Annotated in this window: 19 protein-coding genes and 1 tRNA gene; 4 read left to right on the top strand and 16 right to left on the bottom strand. The window is 69.3% G+C overall.

Features of this window, described 5'->3' with window-relative positions:
- Window positions 1-63: 63 nt before the first annotated feature.
- Window positions 64-1,218, top strand: a complete 1,155-nt coding sequence (locus ATK30_RS18090; protein ID WP_101436580.1) for a cytochrome P450 — start codon at window positions 64-66, stop codon at window positions 1,216-1,218.
- 203 nt (window positions 1,219-1,421) lie between these two features.
- Here the strand turns inward: ATK30_RS18090 and mca are convergent, their stop codons facing one another.
- Together mca and ATK30_RS18100 are read right to left on the bottom strand one after the other, a co-directional pair.
- Window positions 1,422-2,237, bottom strand: a complete 816-nt coding sequence (mca, locus tag ATK30_RS18095) for a mycothiol conjugate amidase Mca (RefSeq protein ID WP_101436581.1) — start codon at window positions 2,235-2,237, stop codon at window positions 1,422-1,424.
- Window positions 2,234-3,583 (bottom strand): MDR family MFS transporter, encoded by a 1,350-nt coding sequence (locus ATK30_RS18100; protein WP_101436582.1) that lies wholly within the window; start codon window positions 3,581-3,583, stop codon window positions 2,234-2,236. Before ATK30_RS18100 ends, mca begins: the two co-directional genes overlap by 4 nt.
- Before the next feature lie 96 nt (window positions 3,584-3,679).
- Here ATK30_RS18100 and ATK30_RS18105 point away from each other — a divergent pair, with 96 nt between their 5' ends.
- On the top strand, window positions 3,680-4,282 hold the full coding sequence (locus tag ATK30_RS18105) for a TetR/AcrR family transcriptional regulator (RefSeq protein WP_101436583.1): 603 nt from the start codon (window positions 3,680-3,682) through the stop codon (window positions 4,280-4,282).
- Here the strand turns inward: ATK30_RS18105 and ATK30_RS18110 are convergent.
- The 10 genes from ATK30_RS18110 to ATK30_RS18155 form a co-directional block, all read right to left on the bottom strand.
- The gene (locus ATK30_RS18110; RefSeq protein WP_244194646.1) at window positions 4,279-5,379 is read right to left on the bottom strand and encodes a DUF4328 domain-containing protein; all 1,101 of its coding nucleotides are present in this window, start codon (window positions 5,377-5,379) and stop codon (window positions 4,279-4,281) included. The genes ATK30_RS18105 and ATK30_RS18110 overlap by 4 nt on opposite strands.
- A gap of 279 nt (window positions 5,380-5,658) precedes the next feature.
- Complete coding sequence (locus tag ATK30_RS18115; protein WP_101436584.1) at window positions 5,659-6,015, bottom strand: rhodanese-like domain-containing protein; 357 nt, start codon at window positions 6,013-6,015, stop codon at window positions 5,659-5,661.
- A 44-nt stretch (window positions 6,016-6,059) separates the two neighbouring features.
- On the bottom strand, window positions 6,060-7,850 hold the full coding sequence (locus ATK30_RS18120) for a sodium/solute symporter (RefSeq protein ID WP_101436585.1): 1,791 nt from the start codon (window positions 7,848-7,850) through the stop codon (window positions 6,060-6,062).
- 70 nt (window positions 7,851-7,920) lie between these two features.
- Window positions 7,921-8,430 (bottom strand): hypothetical protein, encoded by a 510-nt coding sequence (locus tag ATK30_RS18125; protein WP_101436586.1) that lies wholly within the window; start codon window positions 8,428-8,430, stop codon window positions 7,921-7,923.
- A gap of 6 nt (window positions 8,431-8,436) precedes the next feature.
- Window positions 8,437-9,270, bottom strand: coding sequence for a LytR/AlgR family response regulator transcription factor (locus ATK30_RS18130; protein WP_167441941.1), 834 nt, complete (start codon window positions 9,268-9,270; stop codon window positions 8,437-8,439).
- Between the two features lie 86 nt (window positions 9,271-9,356).
- Window positions 9,357-10,202, bottom strand: coding sequence for a S49 family peptidase (locus ATK30_RS18135; protein WP_101436587.1), 846 nt, complete (start codon window positions 10,200-10,202; stop codon window positions 9,357-9,359).
- Window positions 10,203-10,220: 18 nt separating this feature from the next.
- Window positions 10,221-11,525: a sensor histidine kinase gene (locus tag ATK30_RS18140; protein ID WP_101436588.1), complete on the bottom strand. Its 1,305-nt coding sequence runs from the start codon at window positions 11,523-11,525 to the stop codon at window positions 10,221-10,223.
- A gap of 685 nt (window positions 11,526-12,210) precedes the next feature.
- On the bottom strand, window positions 12,211-13,071 hold the full coding sequence (locus ATK30_RS18145) for an Fpg/Nei family DNA glycosylase (protein ID WP_101436589.1): 861 nt from the start codon (window positions 13,069-13,071) through the stop codon (window positions 12,211-12,213).
- A gap of 38 nt (window positions 13,072-13,109) precedes the next feature.
- Window positions 13,110-13,550, bottom strand: coding sequence for a DUF983 domain-containing protein (locus ATK30_RS18150; RefSeq protein ID WP_101436590.1), 441 nt, complete (start codon window positions 13,548-13,550; stop codon window positions 13,110-13,112).
- Between the two features lie 69 nt (window positions 13,551-13,619).
- A complete protein-coding gene (locus ATK30_RS18155; RefSeq protein WP_101436591.1) occupies window positions 13,620-15,326 on the bottom strand; it encodes a zf-HC2 domain-containing protein in 1,707 nt (568 codons plus the stop codon).
- 210 nt (window positions 15,327-15,536) lie between these two features.
- Between ATK30_RS18155 and ATK30_RS18160 the strand changes: the two genes are divergently transcribed.
- Window positions 15,537-15,609 (top strand) — tRNA-Gly (locus ATK30_RS18160).
- Window positions 15,610-15,812: 203 nt separating this feature from the next.
- Here the strand turns inward: ATK30_RS18160 and ATK30_RS18165 are convergent.
- From ATK30_RS18165 to ATK30_RS18180, 4 genes are all read right to left on the bottom strand, one after another.
- Complete coding sequence (locus ATK30_RS18165; RefSeq protein WP_101436592.1) at window positions 15,813-16,214, bottom strand: Imm7 family immunity protein; 402 nt, start codon at window positions 16,212-16,214, stop codon at window positions 15,813-15,815.
- A 26-nt stretch (window positions 16,215-16,240) separates the two neighbouring features.
- Window positions 16,241-16,750, bottom strand: a complete 510-nt coding sequence (locus ATK30_RS18170; protein ID WP_101436593.1) for a DUF2716 domain-containing protein — start codon at window positions 16,748-16,750, stop codon at window positions 16,241-16,243.
- A 222-nt stretch (window positions 16,751-16,972) separates the two neighbouring features.
- A complete protein-coding gene (locus tag ATK30_RS18175; RefSeq protein ID WP_101436594.1) occupies window positions 16,973-17,593 on the bottom strand; it encodes a hypothetical protein in 621 nt (206 codons plus the stop codon).
- A gap of 77 nt (window positions 17,594-17,670) precedes the next feature.
- Window positions 17,671-18,162 (bottom strand): hypothetical protein, encoded by a 492-nt coding sequence (locus ATK30_RS18180; protein WP_101436595.1) that lies wholly within the window; start codon window positions 18,160-18,162, stop codon window positions 17,671-17,673.
- A 137-nt stretch (window positions 18,163-18,299) separates the two neighbouring features.
- Between ATK30_RS18180 and ATK30_RS18185 the strand changes: the two genes are divergently transcribed.
- On the top strand, window positions 18,300-19,949 hold the full coding sequence (locus ATK30_RS18185) for a hypothetical protein (protein WP_101436596.1): 1,650 nt from the start codon (window positions 18,300-18,302) through the stop codon (window positions 19,947-19,949).
- Window positions 19,950-19,988 lie beyond the last annotated feature (39 nt).

Below are 19,988 nucleotides of genomic sequence, written 5' to 3' on the forward strand. Positions count from 1 at the left end.
GAACTCGGTGTCAGACGCTATCGAAGGGACCGGCCGCCCAGGCTCGCGGGTTAGAGTCAGCTCGTGTTCGACCCTCGCGATCCCGCTTTCCTCGCCGACCCGTATCCCGCGTTCGCCGCGCTGCGCGCCGAAGGCGAGGTGCACCAGCACGACGGCCTCGGCATCGCGATCACGGTTTCGCACGCCGCGTCCGCCGCCGTGCTCCGGCACCGCGGACTCGGCCGCATCTGGACCGACGCGCAACCGCTCGAACGGTTCGCGTCGTTCAACCTGTTGCACCGCAACTCGTTGCTGGAGAACGAACCGCCCGCGCACACCCGCCTGCGCCGCGTCATCGCGGGCGAGTTCGGCCGGGGCCACGTGCAACGGCTGCGCCCGATGGTCGCGGAACTCGCGGAGTCCATGGTGGACACTCTGGCCGCGAAAATCGCCGCCGACGGAAGCGCGGACCTGCTCGAACACCTCGCGCAGCCGCTGCCGGTCGCGGTCATCGCCGAACTGCTCGGCGTCCCGACGTCGGACGGCTCGCAGCTGGTGACGTGGAGCAACGCCATCGTGAAGATGTACGAATACGGCCTGTCGGAGGAAGGCCGCGACGCCGCCGAGCAGGCTGCGGCTGACTTCGTGGCGTACCTTCGCGACGTCGTCGCTGGATCCCCGCGCGGGATCGTCCGCGACCTGACCGCGAGCGAGCTGACCCCCGACGAGGTCGTCGCCACCGCGGTACTGCTCCTGATGGCCGGACACGAGGCGACGGTGAACGTGATCGGCAACGGGGTGACCGCGCTGCTCACCCACCGCACGGAATGGGAGCGGCTGAGGTCCGACCCAACGTTGCTGGACTCGGCTGTGGAAGAACTGATCCGCTTCGACTCGCCGTTGCAGTTGTTCGAGCGCACGGCGACCGAGGACGTGGAAATCGCCGGTTATCGCGTGGCGAAGGGCTCGAAGATCGGTGCGCTGCTGGGCGCCGCGGCGCGCGACCCGAAGGTGTTCGACGCCCCGGACACCCTGGACGTGGGCCGGTCGCCGAACGCACATCTCGGGTTCGGGATGGGGATCCATTACTGCGTCGGGGCGCCGCTGGCCCGGGTGGAGATCGCGGCCGCGTTGACGGCACTGACGAAGCGGCTGCCGGACCTGCGGTTGGCCGCGGAGCCGGAACGGAGGCCGGAATTCGTGATCCGGGGGCTGCGGACTTTGCCGGTGACTGCCTGACCTGCGCGGTTCGGGTGGCAAGTGCTGCATAATCGCGCCGCTGCGGGCCGGAATCGGCGCTGACCGGTTCTTGGAGCCGGGGTACAGGAAGGCCCCATGCCACTCGGAAGCAGGCCGCGTACCCGCCCGGTCTGCGGACGGCAGGACCACATACCGAGGACACCCCCGCAAACCAGCAAACGGCCCAGCAACCCGCCCCGCTCTCACCGCAAGCCCGCGAACAAGTCGTCCTCCACTCCGGGGCCGATCTCGACGGGGCCGTTCGTGCGGGCCAGGTGGTAGTCCTCCCACGGCCAGGCCTTCCGCTCGATCTCGCGTGAGTGCGCGAAAAACGGATGCCCCGGGTCCATCTGCGTGGCGTGCGCGCGCAACGCGGCATCCCGGGTCGCGAAGTATTCCTCGCAGCGGATGCGGGTGGTCACGGTCAGGACGTCAGTCGGCGGCAGTTCTTCCAGAACCGGACCCATCAACGACTCTTCACCCGCGGCGAGGGTCGCTTCGTGCATGGCTTCGAACCAGGATCGGCTGAGCGTGGCCAGGTAGTAGAGCTTGCGTGGGGTGCCGTCGTCGGACTCCTCGAACGCCGCGGTCGTGACCTCGTGCGTGCGGATGTGGTCCGGGTGTGGATAACCGCCGGTCTCGTCATAGGTGACGACCACCTGTGGACGGAATTCCCACATCAGTTCCAGCAGTGGTTTTGTCGCTTCTGCCAAAGGAATCCGCGCGAAGCTTCCGGCCGGGGACGGCTCGTCCATACCCGAGTCCGCATGGCCGAGGAATGTTTGGCGGATGCCGAGAATCCTTGCCGCATCAGCCATTTCCCGGCGACGGATGGCGGGCAGATCCCGTCGGATGTCTTCTCGGTCCAAAGTGGGGTTGAGTACATCGCCGCGTTCGCCGCCGGTGCAGGTGGCTACGAGGACGTCCACGCCCTCGGCTGCGTAGCGGGCCAGGGTCGCGGCGCCTTTGCTTGATTCGTCATCGGGATGGGCGTGCACGGCCAAGAGGCGAAGCGTCATGCGCGAGTTCCTTTCGGGAAGAAGAGGGCGGGGATAAAGCTCAGCAGGGAAAGGCCGAGTGCCCAGGTGAAGGTCGTGCCGAACGCGGCGGCACCCCGCGGCTGCGCGTGCAGGACAGCGACGAGAAGCGCCGTGCCGAGCGAGCCGCCGATGCGGTTGACGACGTTGATCGCGCTCGCCGCACGCGGGATCCGACTGCGTTCCAGTGAGGTGTAGAGCATCGTCATGCCGGGAGTGGTCGTCGCGCCTAGGCCGAACCCACGGATCAGCAACGAAACTGTCAACAGGGCCGGGCTTGGGGAATCGCCGAGTTGCGTGAAGGCGATCGTGCCTACGAGCGACAACGCGATGCCGGTGAGCATGACTGCTCGCGAGCCAAAGCGGTCCAACAGTCTTCCGCCTGCGATGAGGACAACGGCGGAGCCGAGGGCTTGTGGCGCGAGCAGAAGTCCGGCGGCGAGCACGGACGTGTGCTGGATTTGCTGGTAGTAAAGCGGAAGCAGCAGCATCGAACTGTACAGGGACGCGCCAAGCAGGAAGGTGCTCGCGCTCGCGACGGTAAAAGCCTTGTGCGCGAACAACTTCAGGTCAAGCAGCGGCGCATGCGCACGACGAGCGTGCCAGGCGTAAGCGAGCAGCAACATCGCGCCGGCGAGGGCGAAGGCGGGGGAACCTTCGCCTAGGCCGTAACCGAGCGCGCCGAGACCAGGCGGGAGCAGCAGGAGCCCGCGGAGGTCCAGCGGATCACGCGTGCCAGCGGGGTTTTCGCGCGGCAGCACCCGGACGGCGAGCAGCAGAGTGACGACGCCGAACGGCACGATCCCGAAGAACAGCCAGCGCCAGCCCAGGTCCTGGACGAGCGCGCCGCCGAGCATCGGGCCGAGCACCGGCGCGACGGTCGCGGGCAGCGTGACCATGCCGATCATCCGGCCCAGCCGAGGACCGGCCGCCTGCGCGAAAATCGCCTGGCCGACCGGTTGCATGAGACCGCCGCCGAGCCCGTGCAGCACGCGGAACGCGATCAGCGCCGGAGCCGACCAGGCGAATCCGCACAGCACCGTCCCCAGCGTGAACAGCCCGACGGCCGCGATCCACACCTGACGGCCGCCGAACCGGTCGGAAAGCCACCCGGACAGCGGGATGGTGAACGAGGCGGCCAGCAGGTACGCGCTGGCCACCCACTGCACGGTCGGCAGCGAACTGTCCAGGTCACGCGCCATCACGCCGATGCCGACCGACACGATCGTCGCGTCGAGGATCGACAGCACCGCGCCCAGGATCAGGACCCCGCCGAGCCGGCGAAGCCCGGAATCGGAGACCGGAGCCACCGGAAGCCGCGTGGTCATCGCAGCACCCCCTTCACTAGGTCGGACCTGAGATTAGGTCGAACCCAGTTAATGGGTCAAGCACAAATTTAGGTCCGACCTAGTACACTGGCCGACGTGAGCCTCAGGGAGCAGAAGAAGCTGGAGACGCGGCAGACGATCTCGGCGGTCGCGACCCGGCTGTTCATCCAGCGCGGGTTCGACCAGGTGACGATCGCCGAGGTCGCGGAGGCGGCGCGGGTCGCCAAGATGACCGTGACCAATCACTTCAGCCGGAAGGAAGACCTGGTCTTCGACATCCGGACGGACTTCGTGGACTGGCCGGCGAACCTGGTCCGAGCCAATCCGGAAACGCCGGCGCTGGTCGCCGTCCGGGACGGATGCTTCGCGGAGCTGGACAAGGCGGGCCCGATGCTCGGGTTCGCGGACGTGTCCTTCGTGCGGATGGTGCGGCAAAGCGAACGGCTCACGTCCGCGCTCCGGGACATGCACGTCGACCGGGAAACCCAGCTCGTCGCCGCGCTGCTGGACCGGCATCCGGACCGCGAAATGCTGTCGCGGACGGCCGGGGCGCATCTCACGTCAGTGCTGCGGCTTCTTCTCGACGACGTCTGGCAGCTGACCTGGCAGGACGTCAAACTGGACGACCTGGTGGAGCAGATCCGGGATTCCGCGGCGGTCGCGTTCGGCCAGCTGGAACCGGCGCTCGGCGACCTCTAACGCGCGGCGCCGACCGGACGCGCGGTCCGCAGCTCCGGCTCCGGCGCGCCCTCGATCTTGAGCACGCGGAGGTCGCGCAGCCGTTCCGGGGCGATCGGCATCAGCAGATGCGAGAACCGCCGGATCACGAGCGCGGTGACGATCGCGAGCGCGGCCGCGGTCAGGTCGGTGAGCGCGACCAGCAGGACGCTGTCCGCCATCGCCTGCACGCCCGGCCGCATCCGCCAGATGATCGTGACGATCAGCAGGACCCAGTTCGCCAGCCACGCGCCCCACCAGCCCAGCACCAGCCGTGAGGGCTTCGGCCGCTGGTCACGCGGACGGCGGAGGACGGCGTGCTCCAGCTCGCTGACCACGGACAACGCGAGCGGCAGATTCACGATCGGCACCAGCACGCTCACGAGCACCTGCCAGACCGGCCGCGGCGGCGCTTCCCCCGCCTCGTCGGCAGCGGCTTGCCGGGCGACCAGCAGCCACCAGACCGAGAGCCCCGCGGGAAGCAGCGAAAAGATCGTGGTGAGCAGCCCAGCGAGCATCACAAAGGCGTCGGAGAACTCGACCACGCTGGAGTTCAGCGCGGAATCGCGGCTCTCCACGAGAAGTGCGTACCGCCAGATTTCCGCCGCCGCCGCGGTCACGGCGAGGACGGCGAACGTCCAGAGGATTGTCGTAAGGCTCCGTGCGAGCACCGGAATGCGGTCGAGCGGCCGGATCTCGCCGGACGCGGTGCCGGGCACGGTCGTCGGACGGCGCCAGGTCAGGTTCGGGAAGCCCCAGCGCGGCGGCACCGGATAGGACGGCGGACCGGAGTAGGGCGTCGCGGGCACGGCGCGGCGACGGCGGACGGCACTTGGCGGCGGGGACGCGACCCAGCGCAGTTTGGCCGCTCGTTTCGGCGGGCTCGGCTGCTGCTGTTGCTGCGCGGGCCGGTGGATCGCGCCTTGCGGAGCAGCGGTGAACGGACGCGGGTACGCCGGATGCTGCGGATAGGCCTGCGCTGGGTACTGCTGCGGGTACGGATTGGCGAACTGCTGGCCAGGATGCGCCTGCGGCGGTGCCCAATAACCAGGCGGCGGCGTACCCGGCCGGGCCGCCATACCACCGGGTTGCGGAGGAAAGCCCGGCTGAGCCGGATTGCCTGGCCGAGCATCCGCGCCGCCAGGCTGAGCGGGAGGCGGCTGCCCGCCCGGCGGTGGAGCCGAAGCCCAGCCAGGTCCGTTCACCGGCGCGGCACCCGCAGGTCCTTCGTGGCCCGGAGCGGACTCGCGCCCGCCATTAGCTGGCCCAGCGTTCCCTTTCTCCCGGCCAAAGCCAGGCACGAACGACGCCGGATCCGAGGATTCCGGCGGCTCGGGAACAGACTGGGCAGGCATCCGTCAGAGAACCTCGGGTTCAGCGTCGGGGTTATCGCTCACCATGCGGCGGCCTTCGCGGGCCCAGGCGCCCATTCCGCCCGCGACGTTGACCGCGTCCCAGCCGCTCGCGTTCAGCCAGGCCGTGGCTCGTGCCGAACGGCCGCCGGAGCGGCAGATCACGTAGACCGGATTGTCCTCGGGGAATTCAGCGAGTTCGCCGACCCGCGCGGGCAGTTCGCCGAGCGGGATGTGCACCGCGGCGGGGGCGTGCCCGGCGGCCCACTCGTCGTCCTCGCGGACGTCGAGCAGTGCCACGTCCGCGGGCAGGTCGCGGACTTCAGCGGTCGGAATTTCAGCAGGGCTCACCACAGGTTCCATGCTCCCATGTCAGGACGTTGTACGCGCGTGAGGAACGCTAACCGCTAAGCCTTGCGGTGGCGTCCCCGGCCGGTCCGGGCCTTGTCGTCGGCCTGGCCGAACCGGGCGACCGCGCGGTCGCGCATCAGGCCGAGCGGGTCGGGGGCGTGCAGGCGCAGCATGATGTCGTTCACCAGTTCCGGGCGGCCGGACCGGGTCAGCCGGCTCACCACATAGGTCGCCAGGAACGCCGAGGGCACCGAGATCAGCGCCGGCTGCACGGTGTACCACGGCGTCTTGTCTCCGGTGTACTCGCAGACGATGTTGTACGCCAGCGCGCCGAGCACCATTCCGCCGCCGATGACCATCCCGGCCAGCGCGCCCGGCCAGCTGAGCTTGCGCCACCAGATGCCGAGCAGCAGCAGCGGGCTGAACGTGGACGCGGCGAGCGCGAACGTCATCCCGATCGAGAGCGAGATGTCCTCGGTGCGGAAGATCAGCGTGAGCGCCATCGGGCAAATCGCGACCAGGAGCGTCGCGACCCGGAAGTCCCGGACCCGGCCCGGCAGCAGGTCCGTCGACACGACCCCGGCCACGCTCACCAGCAGCCCCGAGCAGCTCGAGAGGAACGCCGCGAACGCGCCCGCGGCCGTCACCGCGGCGAGGATCTGCCCTGGCCAGCCGGGCAGCACCGCGGTCGGCAACAACAGCACGGCCGCGTCGGTATTGCCGGTGAGCAGCAGCTGCGGCACGTACATCCGCGAGAGCGCGCCCAGCATCGTCGGGAATAGATAGAACAGCCCGAGCAGCAGCAGCACGTGCACGGTGGTGCGGCGTGCGGCCTTGCCGTCGGGGTTGGTGTAGAAGCGGACCAGCACGTGCGGCAGGCCCATGGTGCCGAGGAACAGCGCGAAAATCAGCGAGTACGTCTGCAGCAGGTCGCTGAGGCCGCTTGACGCCGGGTGCAGCCACGCGTCGTTCGTCGTCGGCGCGTCGCTCACGACCGGCACCGGCGTGCCCGCGGCGAATTCCAGCGTCGTGCCCGCGGACACCTTGTGCGGCACGAGCGGCGACCAGCGCGCCATGCCGCCCGCGGGACCGTCGTCGATGTGGCCGTGTGCGTAGAAGAACGTCTCGGTGGTGACCTTCACGGTCACGTCGGTCTGCACCGTCACCTTGGTGTCCGACGGGAACACCGGCGGCGCGGGCGCACCGAGCGCGCGCACGCCGCCCGGGCCGCCGCCGGCGAAGAAAACCATGCACAGCACGAAAGTCGGCACGGCGATCGCGAACAGCTTGAGCCAGTACTGGAACGCCTGGACCACGGTGATCGCGCGCATCCCGCCGGCCATCACGTTGACCGCGACCAGGACGATGACGAGAAGCGCACCCGCCCACGCCGGCACCGGAACGATCTGCGCCAGCGTCAAACCGGCGGCCTGCAGCTGCGGGACCATGTAGAGAATCCCGATGAACACCGCGCCCGCGGTCGCGAACCGGCGCAGGCCGATCGAACCGAGCCGGGCTTCCACGAAGTCCGGCAGCGTGTAGGCACCGGATCGGCGCAGCGGCGCGGCGACGAACAGCATCAGCGCGAGGTACCCGGCGGTGAAGCCGATCGGGTACCAGGTCGCGTCGGCGCCCTGCTTGAGCACCATGCCCGCGACACCGAGGAACGACGCCGCGGACAGGTACTCGCCGGAGATCGCGGCGGCGTTGCGGCTGGAGCGCACGGTTCGGCGGGCGACGAGGAAGTCGTGCGTGCTGGTGGCCCGGCGCGACGAACGGAAGCCAAGGTAGTAGGTCGCGAAGGCGACCAGCGCGAGGCCGGTCAACGTCCACGGGGTCAGCTGCACGGCGTGAATCCTCGCACGACCGCACGCTTCCGGGACGCGCCGCCACCAGGGAGCGCGTCCCCCGCGCGGGTCAGTTCTCGATCATGTCGACGAAGTCGCGTTCGTGCCGCTCGGCGAGCCGGTTGTACCAGAGGCCGACGGCGAAGAGGAACGGGAACGGAAGCAGGCCGAGCACGAGCCACGGGACCGGGATGCCGATCACGGTAAACCGCGCGACCGCCGGGAGGAAGTAGAACAGCGCGGGCAGCACCCCGAGCACCGCCAGCACGAGCACCGCCAGCAGCACCGACGTGCGCAACTGGACCTTCACCAGGTCGCGGACCAGCAGTTTTCCCCAGCTGGTCTGTTCCTCCAGTTCGATCCGCCCGCGCATCCGCCCCGACGACTGCCGAGAATCGGCGAGCACCACGCGTTCCCGTTTCGGCCGCACGTGCGCGGGTTCGCTGGACCGCGGGACCGGTTCGGGGGCGGGAGGCACCGGTTCGACCACCGCGCGGTCCTCCGGCCGCACGCCCAGCGTCGGGTCCGGTTTGCGGACTCCGTTCTCGAGCCGGTGGTAAGGGTCTTCGGGCGAGGCCATCGACGGTTAGCCGCCCCGGCCGGAGCCGACGATGCGGTCCTTCAGCGCCCGGGTGTGCCGCCGGCTGACCGGCAGCACTTTCTCCTCGTTGCCGATCACGACCTGGTAGCCGCCCTGGCCCATCCGCATTTCGGTGATCAGCGGCAGCGCGACCAGGAACGACCGGTGGATCCGCACGAATCCGGCCTTCTCCCAGCGTTCTTCGAGCTGGGCGAGCGGGATCCGGACGAGGTGGCTGCCCTCGGTGGTGAACAGACGCGCGTAGTCGCCCTGTGCTTCCACCCAGCGCACCGACGAGCGCGGGATCAGCTTCGTGGTGCCGGCCAGTTCGACCGGGATGACCTCGTCGTCGTTCTTCACCGGCTCGGAGCCGCCCTGGCCCGCGGGCGGCCCCGCGACCGTGGCGAGCTTCTCGCGCACGCGCGCCACCGACCGGTCGAGCCGGTCCTGCTGGAACGGCTTCAGGACGTAGTCGACCGCGCCGAGGTCGAACGCGTTCACCGCTTCCTCGGCGTGCCCGGTGACGAACACCAGTACCGGCGACGGGTTCATCGCGGCGATCACGCGCGACATTTCCATGCCGGACAGGCCGGGCATGTCGATGTCGGCGAACACGGCGTCGACCGTCGGCAGGCCGTTTGCCCGCCGGGCAGCCAGTTCCGGGTCGTCGTGCGAGAACAGCCGCAGCGCGTCGGAGGCGTCCGAGGCCTGGAAAACGCGGTGGATGTGCGGGTTGTTCTGGAGTCCGTGGCTGAGTTCGTCCAGCCCGGCCAGCTCGTCGTCCACGGCAAGGACGATGAGTTTCCGGGTGTCGTCGTGAGCACTCACAGTGAGACGCATCCTGCCGATTGCGAGGTGCATTGTCCAGACCCCAGCGCAGAGTACCGCTTGTGAGTGGCGTACCGGAGTCGCCGCTCACCCGCGGCTCAGAGCCCGAACCGCGACCAGGCCGCCTTGGTGGTCACCGCGTCCAGCAGCGCGCTCGCCGCCGCGGGCGCTCCGATGCCGAGCCGGGCGAGCAGCGGTTTCTTCGGCTCCGCCACGGAAATCTCGGCTTCCGGATACCGCTCGCGGACGATCTCGCGCAGCGAGCCGAGCCCGTCGACCAGTCCGAGGTCGACCGCCTTCTGCCCGAGCCAGACGTCGCCGGTGAACAGATCGGTGGAATCGGTCAGCCGGTCGCCGCGGCGTTCCTTGACCCAATCGACGAACAGTTCGTGCAGCTGGCTGTGCATGTTCTTCAGCCACTCGACGTCCTCGGGCTTCTCCGGGCTGAACGGGTCGAGCCGCGATTTGTTCTCTCCCGCGGTGTGCAGCCTGCGCTCGATGCCGAAGCGTTCGAGCAGCCCGGTGAACCCGAACCCGCCGCTGATCACGCCGATCGAGCCGACCACGGACGTGCGGTGCGCGTAGATCTCGTCGGCCGCACAGGCGAGCCAGTACCCGCCGGACGCGGCGACGTCCTCGGCGAACGCCAGGACCGGCACGCCTTTCTCGTCGGCCAGCTGCCGGATCCGCTCCGCGACCAGGCCGGACTGCGTCGGCGCGCCGCCGGGCGAGTTGATCTGCAGCGCGACCGCCTTGAGCCGGTCGTGCGCGAACGCCCTGGTGAGCGCGGATTCGACGGCACCGAGGTTGATCGCGCCACGGGCCAGCGGCGACGGCGTCGGCGTGATCACGCCGTGCAGCTTCACGACGGCGACCACGTCCTTGCGGTCGCCCCGGTCGCCGAGCACGGGAAGGCGGGAAGTCAGCTTGTCGGTCACGCTCATCTGCCCAGGCTAACCAGTTCAGTGCGCGGGCAGCATTCCCGAACGCGAGCCGCGCACCCCGTCGGGTTCCGGTTCCGGCTCGATCGCCGGCTGCGGCTGCGGCGGGACGTCGGCGGAGTAGTCCGGCATGTTCGGCCGCACGCCGAGCTTGAACTTCGGCACCCGCAACGCGACCTTCATGCCCGCACCCGGCGCGGTTTCGACGGTGAGCGCGTAATCCTCGCCGAAGACCTGCCGCATGCGCTGGTTGATGTTGCCGAGCCCGACGTGCGCGCCGGTGCGGTGCGCGTTGCGCAGATCGGTGAGCTGACGCGGGTCCATGCCGATGCCGTCGTCCTCGACCGTGATCAGCGCTTCGTGGCCGTCGTCCTGCGCGATCACCGTGACGCAGCCGCCGCTCGGCTTGCTGGCGAGCCCGTGTTTGACGGCGTTTTCCACGAGCGGCTGGATGATCAGGAACGGCACCACGACGCTCAGCACCTCGGGCGCGATCTTCATCCGCACCTCGAGCCTGCCGCCGAAACGCGCGTTCTCGATGGTCAGGTAACGGTCGATGTTGCGCAGTTCCTCGGCGAGCGTGGTGTACATGCCGGAAGTGCGGAACGAGTAACGAGTGAAGTCCGCGAAGTCCTGCAGCAGTTCCCGCGCTTCCTCCGGATCGGTGCGGATGAGCGCGGAGATCGTGTTGAGCGCGTTGTAGACGAAGTGCGGCGAGATCTGCGCGCGCAGCGCTTTGATTTCCGCCTGCTGCAACTGATTGCGCGATTCTTCGAGCCGCGCGAGCTCGAACTGCGTGCACACGAACTGGCCCACGGCCTCGGCCATCTGCACCAGCTTGCCGCGCGTCCGCCCGACCACGATGAGCGTCGCCTCGGCCTCGCCCTCAACGAGAATCGGCACGATCGCGGCGGTCTTCATCTTGCAGGTGCCCCGGTGGTTGCAGGGCATCTTGTTGTGATCGGCGACGGCGCGGCGGTGTTTGCGCAACGCGGTCCCGATGTCGTCGACGACGTCCAGGTAGTGATCGGTGGCCTCGCCCGCCCAGGACAGCAGCGTGCCTTCACTGTCCGTGATGCCGACGGCCAAGCAGTCGAGCACCTCGAGCAGCTCCGCCGTCATCCGGTTGGCGGCCTCCTCGTCAAGCCCCGCCCGCAAGTTGGGCGTGGCCTTGGACATCCGGTGGACGGCCTGGAGAACGGCGTCCTGGATGACCCCCTTGGGCCGGCGCGCCCGGAAGGCGAGGACCAGCACCACGATCACCAGGATGCCGACCAGGGCCCACGGGACGACCAGCGCGTAGGGGAAGTCGGACACGACGTCCATGCTCTGCGCTCGACCGACCGGGTGCAAGGTCTGCTTCCCACTTTCTGTCCATTGGCGACGACCGAGGGTGGGCAAACCCTACCGTCACTCCCGGTGAGCGTGAGGATCTTGCGCCATTCGAGTGGCGATGGTGGCTGTGGGTCGCCGAGGAGTGGGGTGAAGGGACCATTCATCGCTACGCAAGGTTAGGGGTGAAGGGTCCCTTCATTGCTTGGCTAGTGCGGATGAGGGTTCTTGAGCTCGTCGCGGGTCGCGGGTCGCGGGAGTGCGGGGTCGCGGAAGTGCGGGGTCGCGGGGTTGCGGGACTGGGGTCGCGGGACTGCGGTGTTGCGGTTGAGTGGCAGGCGCAAAGCTCTGGCACCGGTAGGCGCACCGCTCTGGCTTGACCGCGCAAACCTCAGCACGCTCGATCTCAAGCGCACAAACTCCCACCCGCCCCGTCTCCCCAACCCCTACCCACCCAACCGCCGCCAACGCACCCAACAGATCCAGGCACCCAGCCCCTCCCCCGCACCCCGATACGAAGCCTCCCTGCGGGCTGGGGGTGCTTGTCAAGGCATCTTTCCCGCCTTGACAAGCACCCCCAGCCCGTCAGCACACTCAAGCTTCGGGGTGCCCCACCGCACCACCCAGACGCAATGTCGCCGCCAGGCGACGAGCCGACCAAACCCCCAAGCCCCACGAACTACTTCAACAACCGCGACATCCGCCGATCAGCCAACGGCTTCCCCCCAGTCTGGCAAGTCGCGCAGTACTGAAAAGACTTATCCGCAAAGGAAATTTCCCGGATAGTGTCCCCGCACACCGGACAAGGCAGCCCGGTCCGCGCATGCACCCGCAGCCCAGACCGCTTCTCCCCCTTCAACCGCGCAGCCTTCTGCCCCACCGACCGCTCGACCGCGTCCGTCTCCACCTCGCGGATCGCCTCGGCCAAAACCTCCAACGCACCCTCGTCCAGCTTCCCCACCGTCGCATAAGGCGACAGCTTCGCCCGGTGCATGATCTCGTCCGAATAGGCGTTCCCGATCCCCGCGATCACCGACTGATCGGTCAACGCCCACTTCAGCCGAGTCCCCTTGCCCTGGAACAACTCCCGCAACCGCGAAGCGTCAATCGCCAGCGCGTCCGGTCCCAGCCGGGCCACGCTCGCCACCTCGGAGGGATCCGCGACGATCCACACCGCCAGCCCCTTTTTCGTCCCCGCCTCGGTCAGGTCGAAGCCAGGTCCGGAAGCCGACTCCAGATGCACCCGCAGCGAGATCGGTCCCTTGCCCGGCTTGAGCGGAGCCGGGGACAGCGCGTCCGACCAGCGCAGCCACCCCGCGCGCGCCAGATGGACGACCAGGTGCAGGTCGCCGAGAACGATGTCCAGATGCTTGCCGTGCCGGGTCGCGTCGGTGATCTCGCGACCGTGCAGCTCGGTATACGGCGGCACCGCGGTCTTCAGCACGCTGAGCGACGCGACGTCGAGCCGGAAAACGGTGCTCCCCACGGCGTGTTCGCGCAGGTGATGGGCCAGTGCTTCGACCTCGGGCAACTCGGGCATGGCACCAGTCTCGCGCGCCGGCCCGGTTCCGGCCAGGGCTATTCGACCGGGTGCAGCGGACCGTCGAAGTCTGGCAGCGAATGCTTCTGGATCGTCTTCGAGATCCGCTTCACCTCGCCGGACACGGTGAACATGCCGCGGATCGTGCCGACCCAGCGCTCCGACGGCCGGTCGCCCGCGACGTCGCCCTCGGTCTCGGCGACCACTGTCCACGGGCGGCGCAGGATCCACCGCAGCGGGAAGAACAGCACCACCAGCAGCAACGCCAACATCACCCACGCCGGCACCTTCACGACATCCGGCGTCCAGACCACCAGCGCGATCACCAGGATCCCCATCACCACGATCATCGCGATGCCAGGTCCGTAACTGCCTGCGACGTCGTGTTCGAAATCGTCAGCGGTGGCGGGAGCCCGCCACTCCATCTGTGCGCGGACCACCCAATGGCGGCCGTCTTCGCCGCGCACCAGCCGGTTCATCCTGTTGCCTCCCGGGCGACGTCGAGCTCGGTCAACGTTACCGTGACCGTGCCGTCGAGCGCGAGGTGCTCACTGAGAGTTACTGGTGGTTTGCCGGGTTTTGGCTGTTCGGGAGGTTGCGTCCGCCGAGGAATCGGCCGAACCGGTGACACCTTTCCCGGACGTGGAGGCCGTCTTAGCCGATTTCGCGGGCTCGGCGGACTTGGCGGGCTTCGAAGACTTGGCCGGCTCAGCGGACCGGGAAGACTTCGAGGACTTCGGGCAGCCGGACGAGTCAGTGGAGCTGGACGACAGCGGAGCGGCCGGGGCGGGGTGCCGCGACCCGGTCGGCGTCGTCGTGACCGACGGCGGCAGGTACGAATCCGGCGACGGCACATACGACGAGGGCGGCGGAGCGTACGACGAAGGAGTCGAGTCGTCCGCCGTCGTGCTCAGCAGGCCCGGGCTGGACGAGTTTGTCGACGTGTCGATATCCGACCGCGATTCGGTGCTCGACGACCGGCTCGTCATCGGGGAACCCGAATGGCTGCCGTCCTGGCCGGGAAGATCGTCGCGCGGGGTGGAATCAGTCGAACCAGCCGAGCCCACCGCACCAGCCGAATCCGACGTCGACGACGAGGACTGCTCCCCGGGAACCGGCTGATGCACCGGCGGCAAATGCGGCACCTCGGCCGCCCCCAGATGCGGCGAGACATCCGCCGGACGGGCCGCCACGTGCGACGGCCGCGCGCTGCCGTTCAGCTTCCCGGAGATCACCCGCGGACCCTGCTGGACCGGCGGCGGAGGCGGCACCGGCGGCTGCAACGCCAGCTCCGGCGCACCACCGCCCAATCCGACGTCCTGCACCGGATGCGACCCGAACACCAGCGGACCAGCGGTCAGGCTCACCGCACCCGCCGCCGCGGTCGACGCCAGCGCGAGCCCGACCTTCACCTTCGAGCCGAACAACACGCTCTTCACCGACGCGACCGCGCCAGCGGCCTTCCCCGCCCCGGCCAACGCCGGAACCGCGAGCACCAGCACCCCGGCATGCGCCCGCAACGACGAACACACATCACGCAGCTCGTCCTGCGTCGCCCGGCACGACGGGCACCCCAGCAGATGCGCCTTGATCCGCTCCGCCTCCGCGCCCGTGACACTGCCCGCGGTGAACCCGCCGAGTTTCTCCACCACCGCGCGGCACGTCTCCGGACCCCGGTTCACCGACAAATGCGCCTGCAGATACGCCGCCCGCAACCCCTGCCGCGCCCGCCGCGCCAACGCCGCCGTCGCATTCGCCGACAAGCCGAAATGCGGAGCCACCATCGCCGGCTGCTCGCCCTCGACCTCGGTCTGCCACAGCACCGTCCGCCACCGCTCCGGCAAACTCGTGAACGCCGTCGTGATCAACGTGTGCTCAGCCGTCCGCGCCGGCGTGTCCACCCCAGCGCCCGCACGGAACGTCAACTCGTCATCAGTCACCGGAACATCGCGCCGCGCCCCGTGCCACTCCCACGACACCCGGCGCGCGACCGTCAGCAGATAAGCCCGGATGTAATCCCGCGGACCCGCACCGCGGCGCAACGCCTGCAGCACGCGGAAGAAGGTCTCCGCGGTGATGTCCTCGGCTTCAGAGCGATCCGCGGCAAGACTCTGCGCCAATCTGCGCACGGCCGCGGCATGCAGCTCGAACAACTCCCCGAACGCGGCATCCTCGCCGTCGCGCAGCCGCTTCAAAAGTGCCTGCTCGTCGGATTCCGAGGCCGCTGGTGGCGGCGCCGTGCCCAGCTCGGTCATCCGGCAAGGCACCTCCTCCCCCGAAGGACTCACCACTGAAGTCGATTGGGGACACCATACGGAGCAGAGCGCCCGTCGTCACCCCTTGTGCGCTCGACGTGACGCGCAAGCACCACATCTCAGCAGGTCCACGCCAATAACGGGGCCCCCGAAAGTGTCACCGAGACGAAGGTATAGAGTGTCTTCAACACCGAGCACCAAGCGGTTAACGCGGATGTAGCGCAGCTGGTAGCGCATCACCTTGCCAAGGTGAGGGTCGCGGGTTCGAATCCCGTCATCCGCTCAGTCCCGAAGGCCCTGTATCCACGGAAAGCGTGGATACAGGGCCTTCGCCATATCGCCCGGGGGCCGAGCCCCCGGAGCCCCCGCGGTGCCATCGGCTGCGGTTGGGGGGTGAGCGGCTTTGTAGCTTGCGTAGCAAGCGGAAAGCTGTTCGGAGCTGGGGCTTGTGGCGGTGCGCTCTGACCCGTGGAATGCGCCTGGTGGTTATAGCTCGTAGGTGTCTAGGACTGTGGGCGCTACTGGGGACAGGTGTGCGTCTTTTTGCTCGGTTATTTGCCCTCTTGCCATTCGGTACACCTGGAAGGCGTTGTCGTGTTCTGGGTCTTGGTCGTCCCAGATGTGCAGGAGGCCGTAGGAGCCCGGGGCCAGTTCTCCTACTCGGGCGAAGGTTTCCAGGAGCTGCGGCGTGATGGTGCCGCCGTGTTTGTCTAGACCACCCAGATGGAGCATGGGCAGGCCCGCGCTCCAGCGGAGGTCCACCAAGTCCAGCATGGTCGTGTTCTTCAGGGAACGGTGGACTCGCTCCACCAAGCGCGCCAGCAGAGCTGCGTCGTCGTCGCCGGTCGCGGTGGCGGCGATGGTCACCCAGCCGTGGTATTCGAACACGTGCGAGACGGTAGCAGCGGCCGTGCTCAGCGAGTCAGCGCAGAGGGCTGGCCGTCCCGGCGCAACTGGTTCGTGAGGATCCCGTCGGCGTGCTTTTCGACCGCGGGGAGCAGTTTTTCGCCGAAGACGCACAGGGTGCGTTCCCACGGGTGGCCGAGCGTGCCGTAGCTGAAGTCCTCGGCCAGGAACAGATGGTAGTCGCCGCGCGGGAAGACCGAGACCGGCCAAGGCGCGTTCTGCTGCATGCGATGCGGCCAGAATTTGAACGACTGGTGCTGCCAGTGCAGCACCCACAGCCACTCGTCCTCGGCGGTCGTCTCCTGCAAAGCGGCCAGCACGGCGCGGGCCACGTCGTGCTCTTCCACCGCGTACGGGCCGAGGCGGAACTCGGCCGAGGCACGGTCGTACTCGCCGGTGGAGAGATCCCAGGTAGCCGACGGGCGCGGCTCCTGGAAGCCGGGCCAATCGTGCGCGAAGGTGCTCGGCCAGAACCTGAGCTTGTCGTGCACCCAGTACCAAGCGGGTTCGTCAGCCACTCGAGAGAGCGGCTCCCAGGCTGCAGCAGCGTTCACTTGTCGACCTCGAAGTCATCGACCGGGCTCGAAACTGCCGAAAGCTTCGTGTCCGGGACCGGGATTGTCCAGTCCACCGGAGCCGAGCGCCAAGCTGTCACTCGACTGGGTGGCCCGCGGACCGGGAAACACCGCCCGGTCCGCGGGTTCCTTACCCGAGACCCCCTCCGTTCATGCACGCAGCCGTTATGCGGCGCGCCACAGCGTGACGAACGCCGACGCCTCGCTGGCCGCCCACGGCCGCAGCCGCTCCCGGTCCCGCGCCGACAAGGTGAACTCCTTCGCCCGGCGCACGTCCACGACCAGCGCCTCCCCGCCCGGCAGCAGATCCGGCATGCCCTCGTCGAGCAGCCACAACGCGAGCTGCGCGGCGTCCCGGGCCAGCGGCTCCTCCTTGAAGTACAGCCAGGTGGCGTACCGGCGGCCGTTCGCCTTCCGCAGCCCCAGCTGCGGGCTGATGCCGATCTCCAGCTCGCCGAGCGAGAACTTCGCCCGGCCGACCTCGACCAGCTTCGGATCGCGCCTGCCGAGGTAGCGCAGCCAGCCCTCGGCGATGGCCGCGTAATGCGGACGGGTGCGCTCGTCGGCATTGCTGACCAGCGCGCGCATGGCCACTTCGTCCTGCCGCGCCGCCCGGCCTGCCCGGACCGCGTTCGCCGCGCGCCGGTAGTAGTTGAACGCCGCCCGGGCCGGGTCCTCGTACAAGCGGCGCTGCCTGCGGACGAACGACGAACGCGACGGGCCTTTGCTCGCGCTGTATCCGACGAACGTGGGCAGCGTGACGTAAGCCGGCGTGGGAGAGGTCATCGGGCGGCCGCCTTCCGGTGGATGGTTTCCCCAGTACACGGCCAATTTTAGAACATATGTACGACAGTTTTTGCCGCTTAACGGGTGACCGGCGGCCAGGGACCGGCCAGTACCGAGCGAGCCTGCTGCAGAACCTGTTGCTCGCAGTAGCTGACCGGCGTGACGTCGGTCGGGATCCAGGTCGCGAGCATCGCCAGCCACTGGCGCAGCTCGGAGAGAGCCGCCGGATGGCCGAGCCGTCCGTCGAGGGCTTTGACGCTCTTCGCCGCTTCGGCGAGCCGGACGTCGCCGCGCACCATCTCGCCGAGGTGTTCGCCCATCAGCTGCCATTGGGCGGCGGTGGCGTCGGCCGGGAGTTCGATGCCCAGCTCGTTGACGACGTTCGAGAAGGCGGCGGAAACCGCCTGGTGGTTCCGGTGGTCGAGGGAAGCCAGTTCGGGAAGGGAGGGCGCGTCGAGGCCCTCGCCGACAGCACGGGCCCCGGCCTCGACGAGTTCGGCGGAGGTGATGTCGAGACCGGCGAGCCGATCCACGGCAAGGGCGGCGAGCGCACCGCGCGCGGAGGACATGTCTCGATCGTACGGACGCGGCGATTTCCCTGGCTGCCTCGCGCGGGTGCGTGATCCGGGCTGCTCTTGCGCACCTGAGCCCCGCGGAGCGAGGCCGCGTGGAACACTGTCGCCCGAACCGGTGACAGGGGGTTGTGATGAGCTGGCAGGAAGAGCTCCGGCGCTTGGACGCGGAGTTGGCCGCCGGCCGCCTCGGGCACGCCGAACACCGCCGCCAGCGCGACGAACTGCTCGCCGAGGCGTCGGGCGGCGGGGCGGCTTCGCCAGTGGCGTCGCCGTTGCGACAGGACGCGCCGTCGCCCAGCAAGTCACCCACCTGGAGCAGCCCGGTGCCCCAGGCGGCGTCCGGCAGCACGGCCGCCACCACCGGACCGGACAGCCAGACATCGCCGGCGGGGAGCAGCTCCGCCGAGAGCAGCGCGCCGCGAGCCGAACCGAACCCGTCGCAGACCGTCGCGACGGTCACTGGGCAGGGCCCGACGACCACGCCCCGCTCGGGGTCAGACAGCACGACCTCGCCGAGCGCCCCGTCCAGCGGCACCTCGCCCAGCACCCCCTCGCCCAGCACCACCTCGTCCGGCGCAACCGCACCCAGCGCCCCGACCGGCACGGCGCCCAGCACTCCGTCCGACGGCACCGCCTCGACGCCGCCCGCCTCCAGCCCGGCACCTTCGACCGGCCCGGCGACCTCCGCCGCGACCACCCCGGCCGCGCCCCTCTTCTCTCCGCCGCAGAGCCCGGCCACACCACCGCCGAGTCCGGCAGGTCAAGTGAGCCCGCCCCCGCCGCACCAGCCTCAGCCGCCGCTGCCCGCCCAGCCGGGAACCTGGCCGGGCGTCGCTCCGGTGCAGTGGCACCCCCCTGGCCAGCAGCACCAGCCGAACCAGCCGGTCGTCGGATGGGCCAGCACCAATCCGGCGATGCCCGCGCCGGAGCCGCCCGCGGTCGAATCGTTCCTGAATTCCGCGGCGGCGTCCTCGTCGGCCGAGAAGACCCAGCCCGCCTTCTCGCACACGCCGGGCACCCCGTTCTCCACCGACCGGCCGACCACCGCGCCGAGCCCCGCCGACGACCGGCCCACCGCGGTCTTCGGGGCGATCCCGGTGAACGGCAACCAGCCGGAGCCGCGCCGGCTCTGGGAGGACGACGCCAAACCGCGCCGCGGGAAGCCGACCTGGCTGTTCCTGTCGCTGGCCGTGCTCGTCGTGCTGGCGCTCGTCGTCGGCGGCATCTGGTTCCTCGGCACCAAGAAAGATTCGAACGATTCGGCTACGCCGCCACCCGCGGCGTCGTCCGCGCCGAACACCCAGCCCGCTTCGCTCGAGGACAAGCTGCCGACGCTGCCGGGCACCCCGAACCCGGAAAACTCGACTATGGCGCTGGACAAGGCGGTCCAGGCGAAGGCCGTCTCCGACGCCGACGCGAACCTCATGCGCGCGGCTGGCGCGGACCAGCTCGTCTACCACGCGTACGCCGGCACCGACGGCGGCACGACGCTCATCGCCGTCCCGACGCCGTCCAAGGCACAGGCCGGTCAGCTCGTCCAGGGCCTGCGGCAGAACCTCGTCACCGGCGGGTTCGACAGCAGCCCGCTCGGGCCGGCGGCGACCGATCTGCTCTACACCGGAAGCAGCCCGGCCGGACGCGTGATGGCCTTCTGGTACACCTCCGGCGGAGTGTCGGTCGGCATCGGCGTGTCGGGGCCGGTCGGCCAGGATCCGGCGGCGCTGCGGTCGCGGATGGAAGAGATCCGCGCGAAGGTCGCGGCCGCGCTTCCCGCCAGCTGAACGCACCCCGGCGCACTAGCCGACCCGCCAGGTCACGTG

The organism is Amycolatopsis echigonensis, from assembly GCF_002846615.1.
In the GTDB taxonomy this organism is placed as follows: domain Bacteria; phylum Actinomycetota; class Actinomycetes; order Mycobacteriales; family Pseudonocardiaceae; genus Amycolatopsis; species Amycolatopsis echigonensis.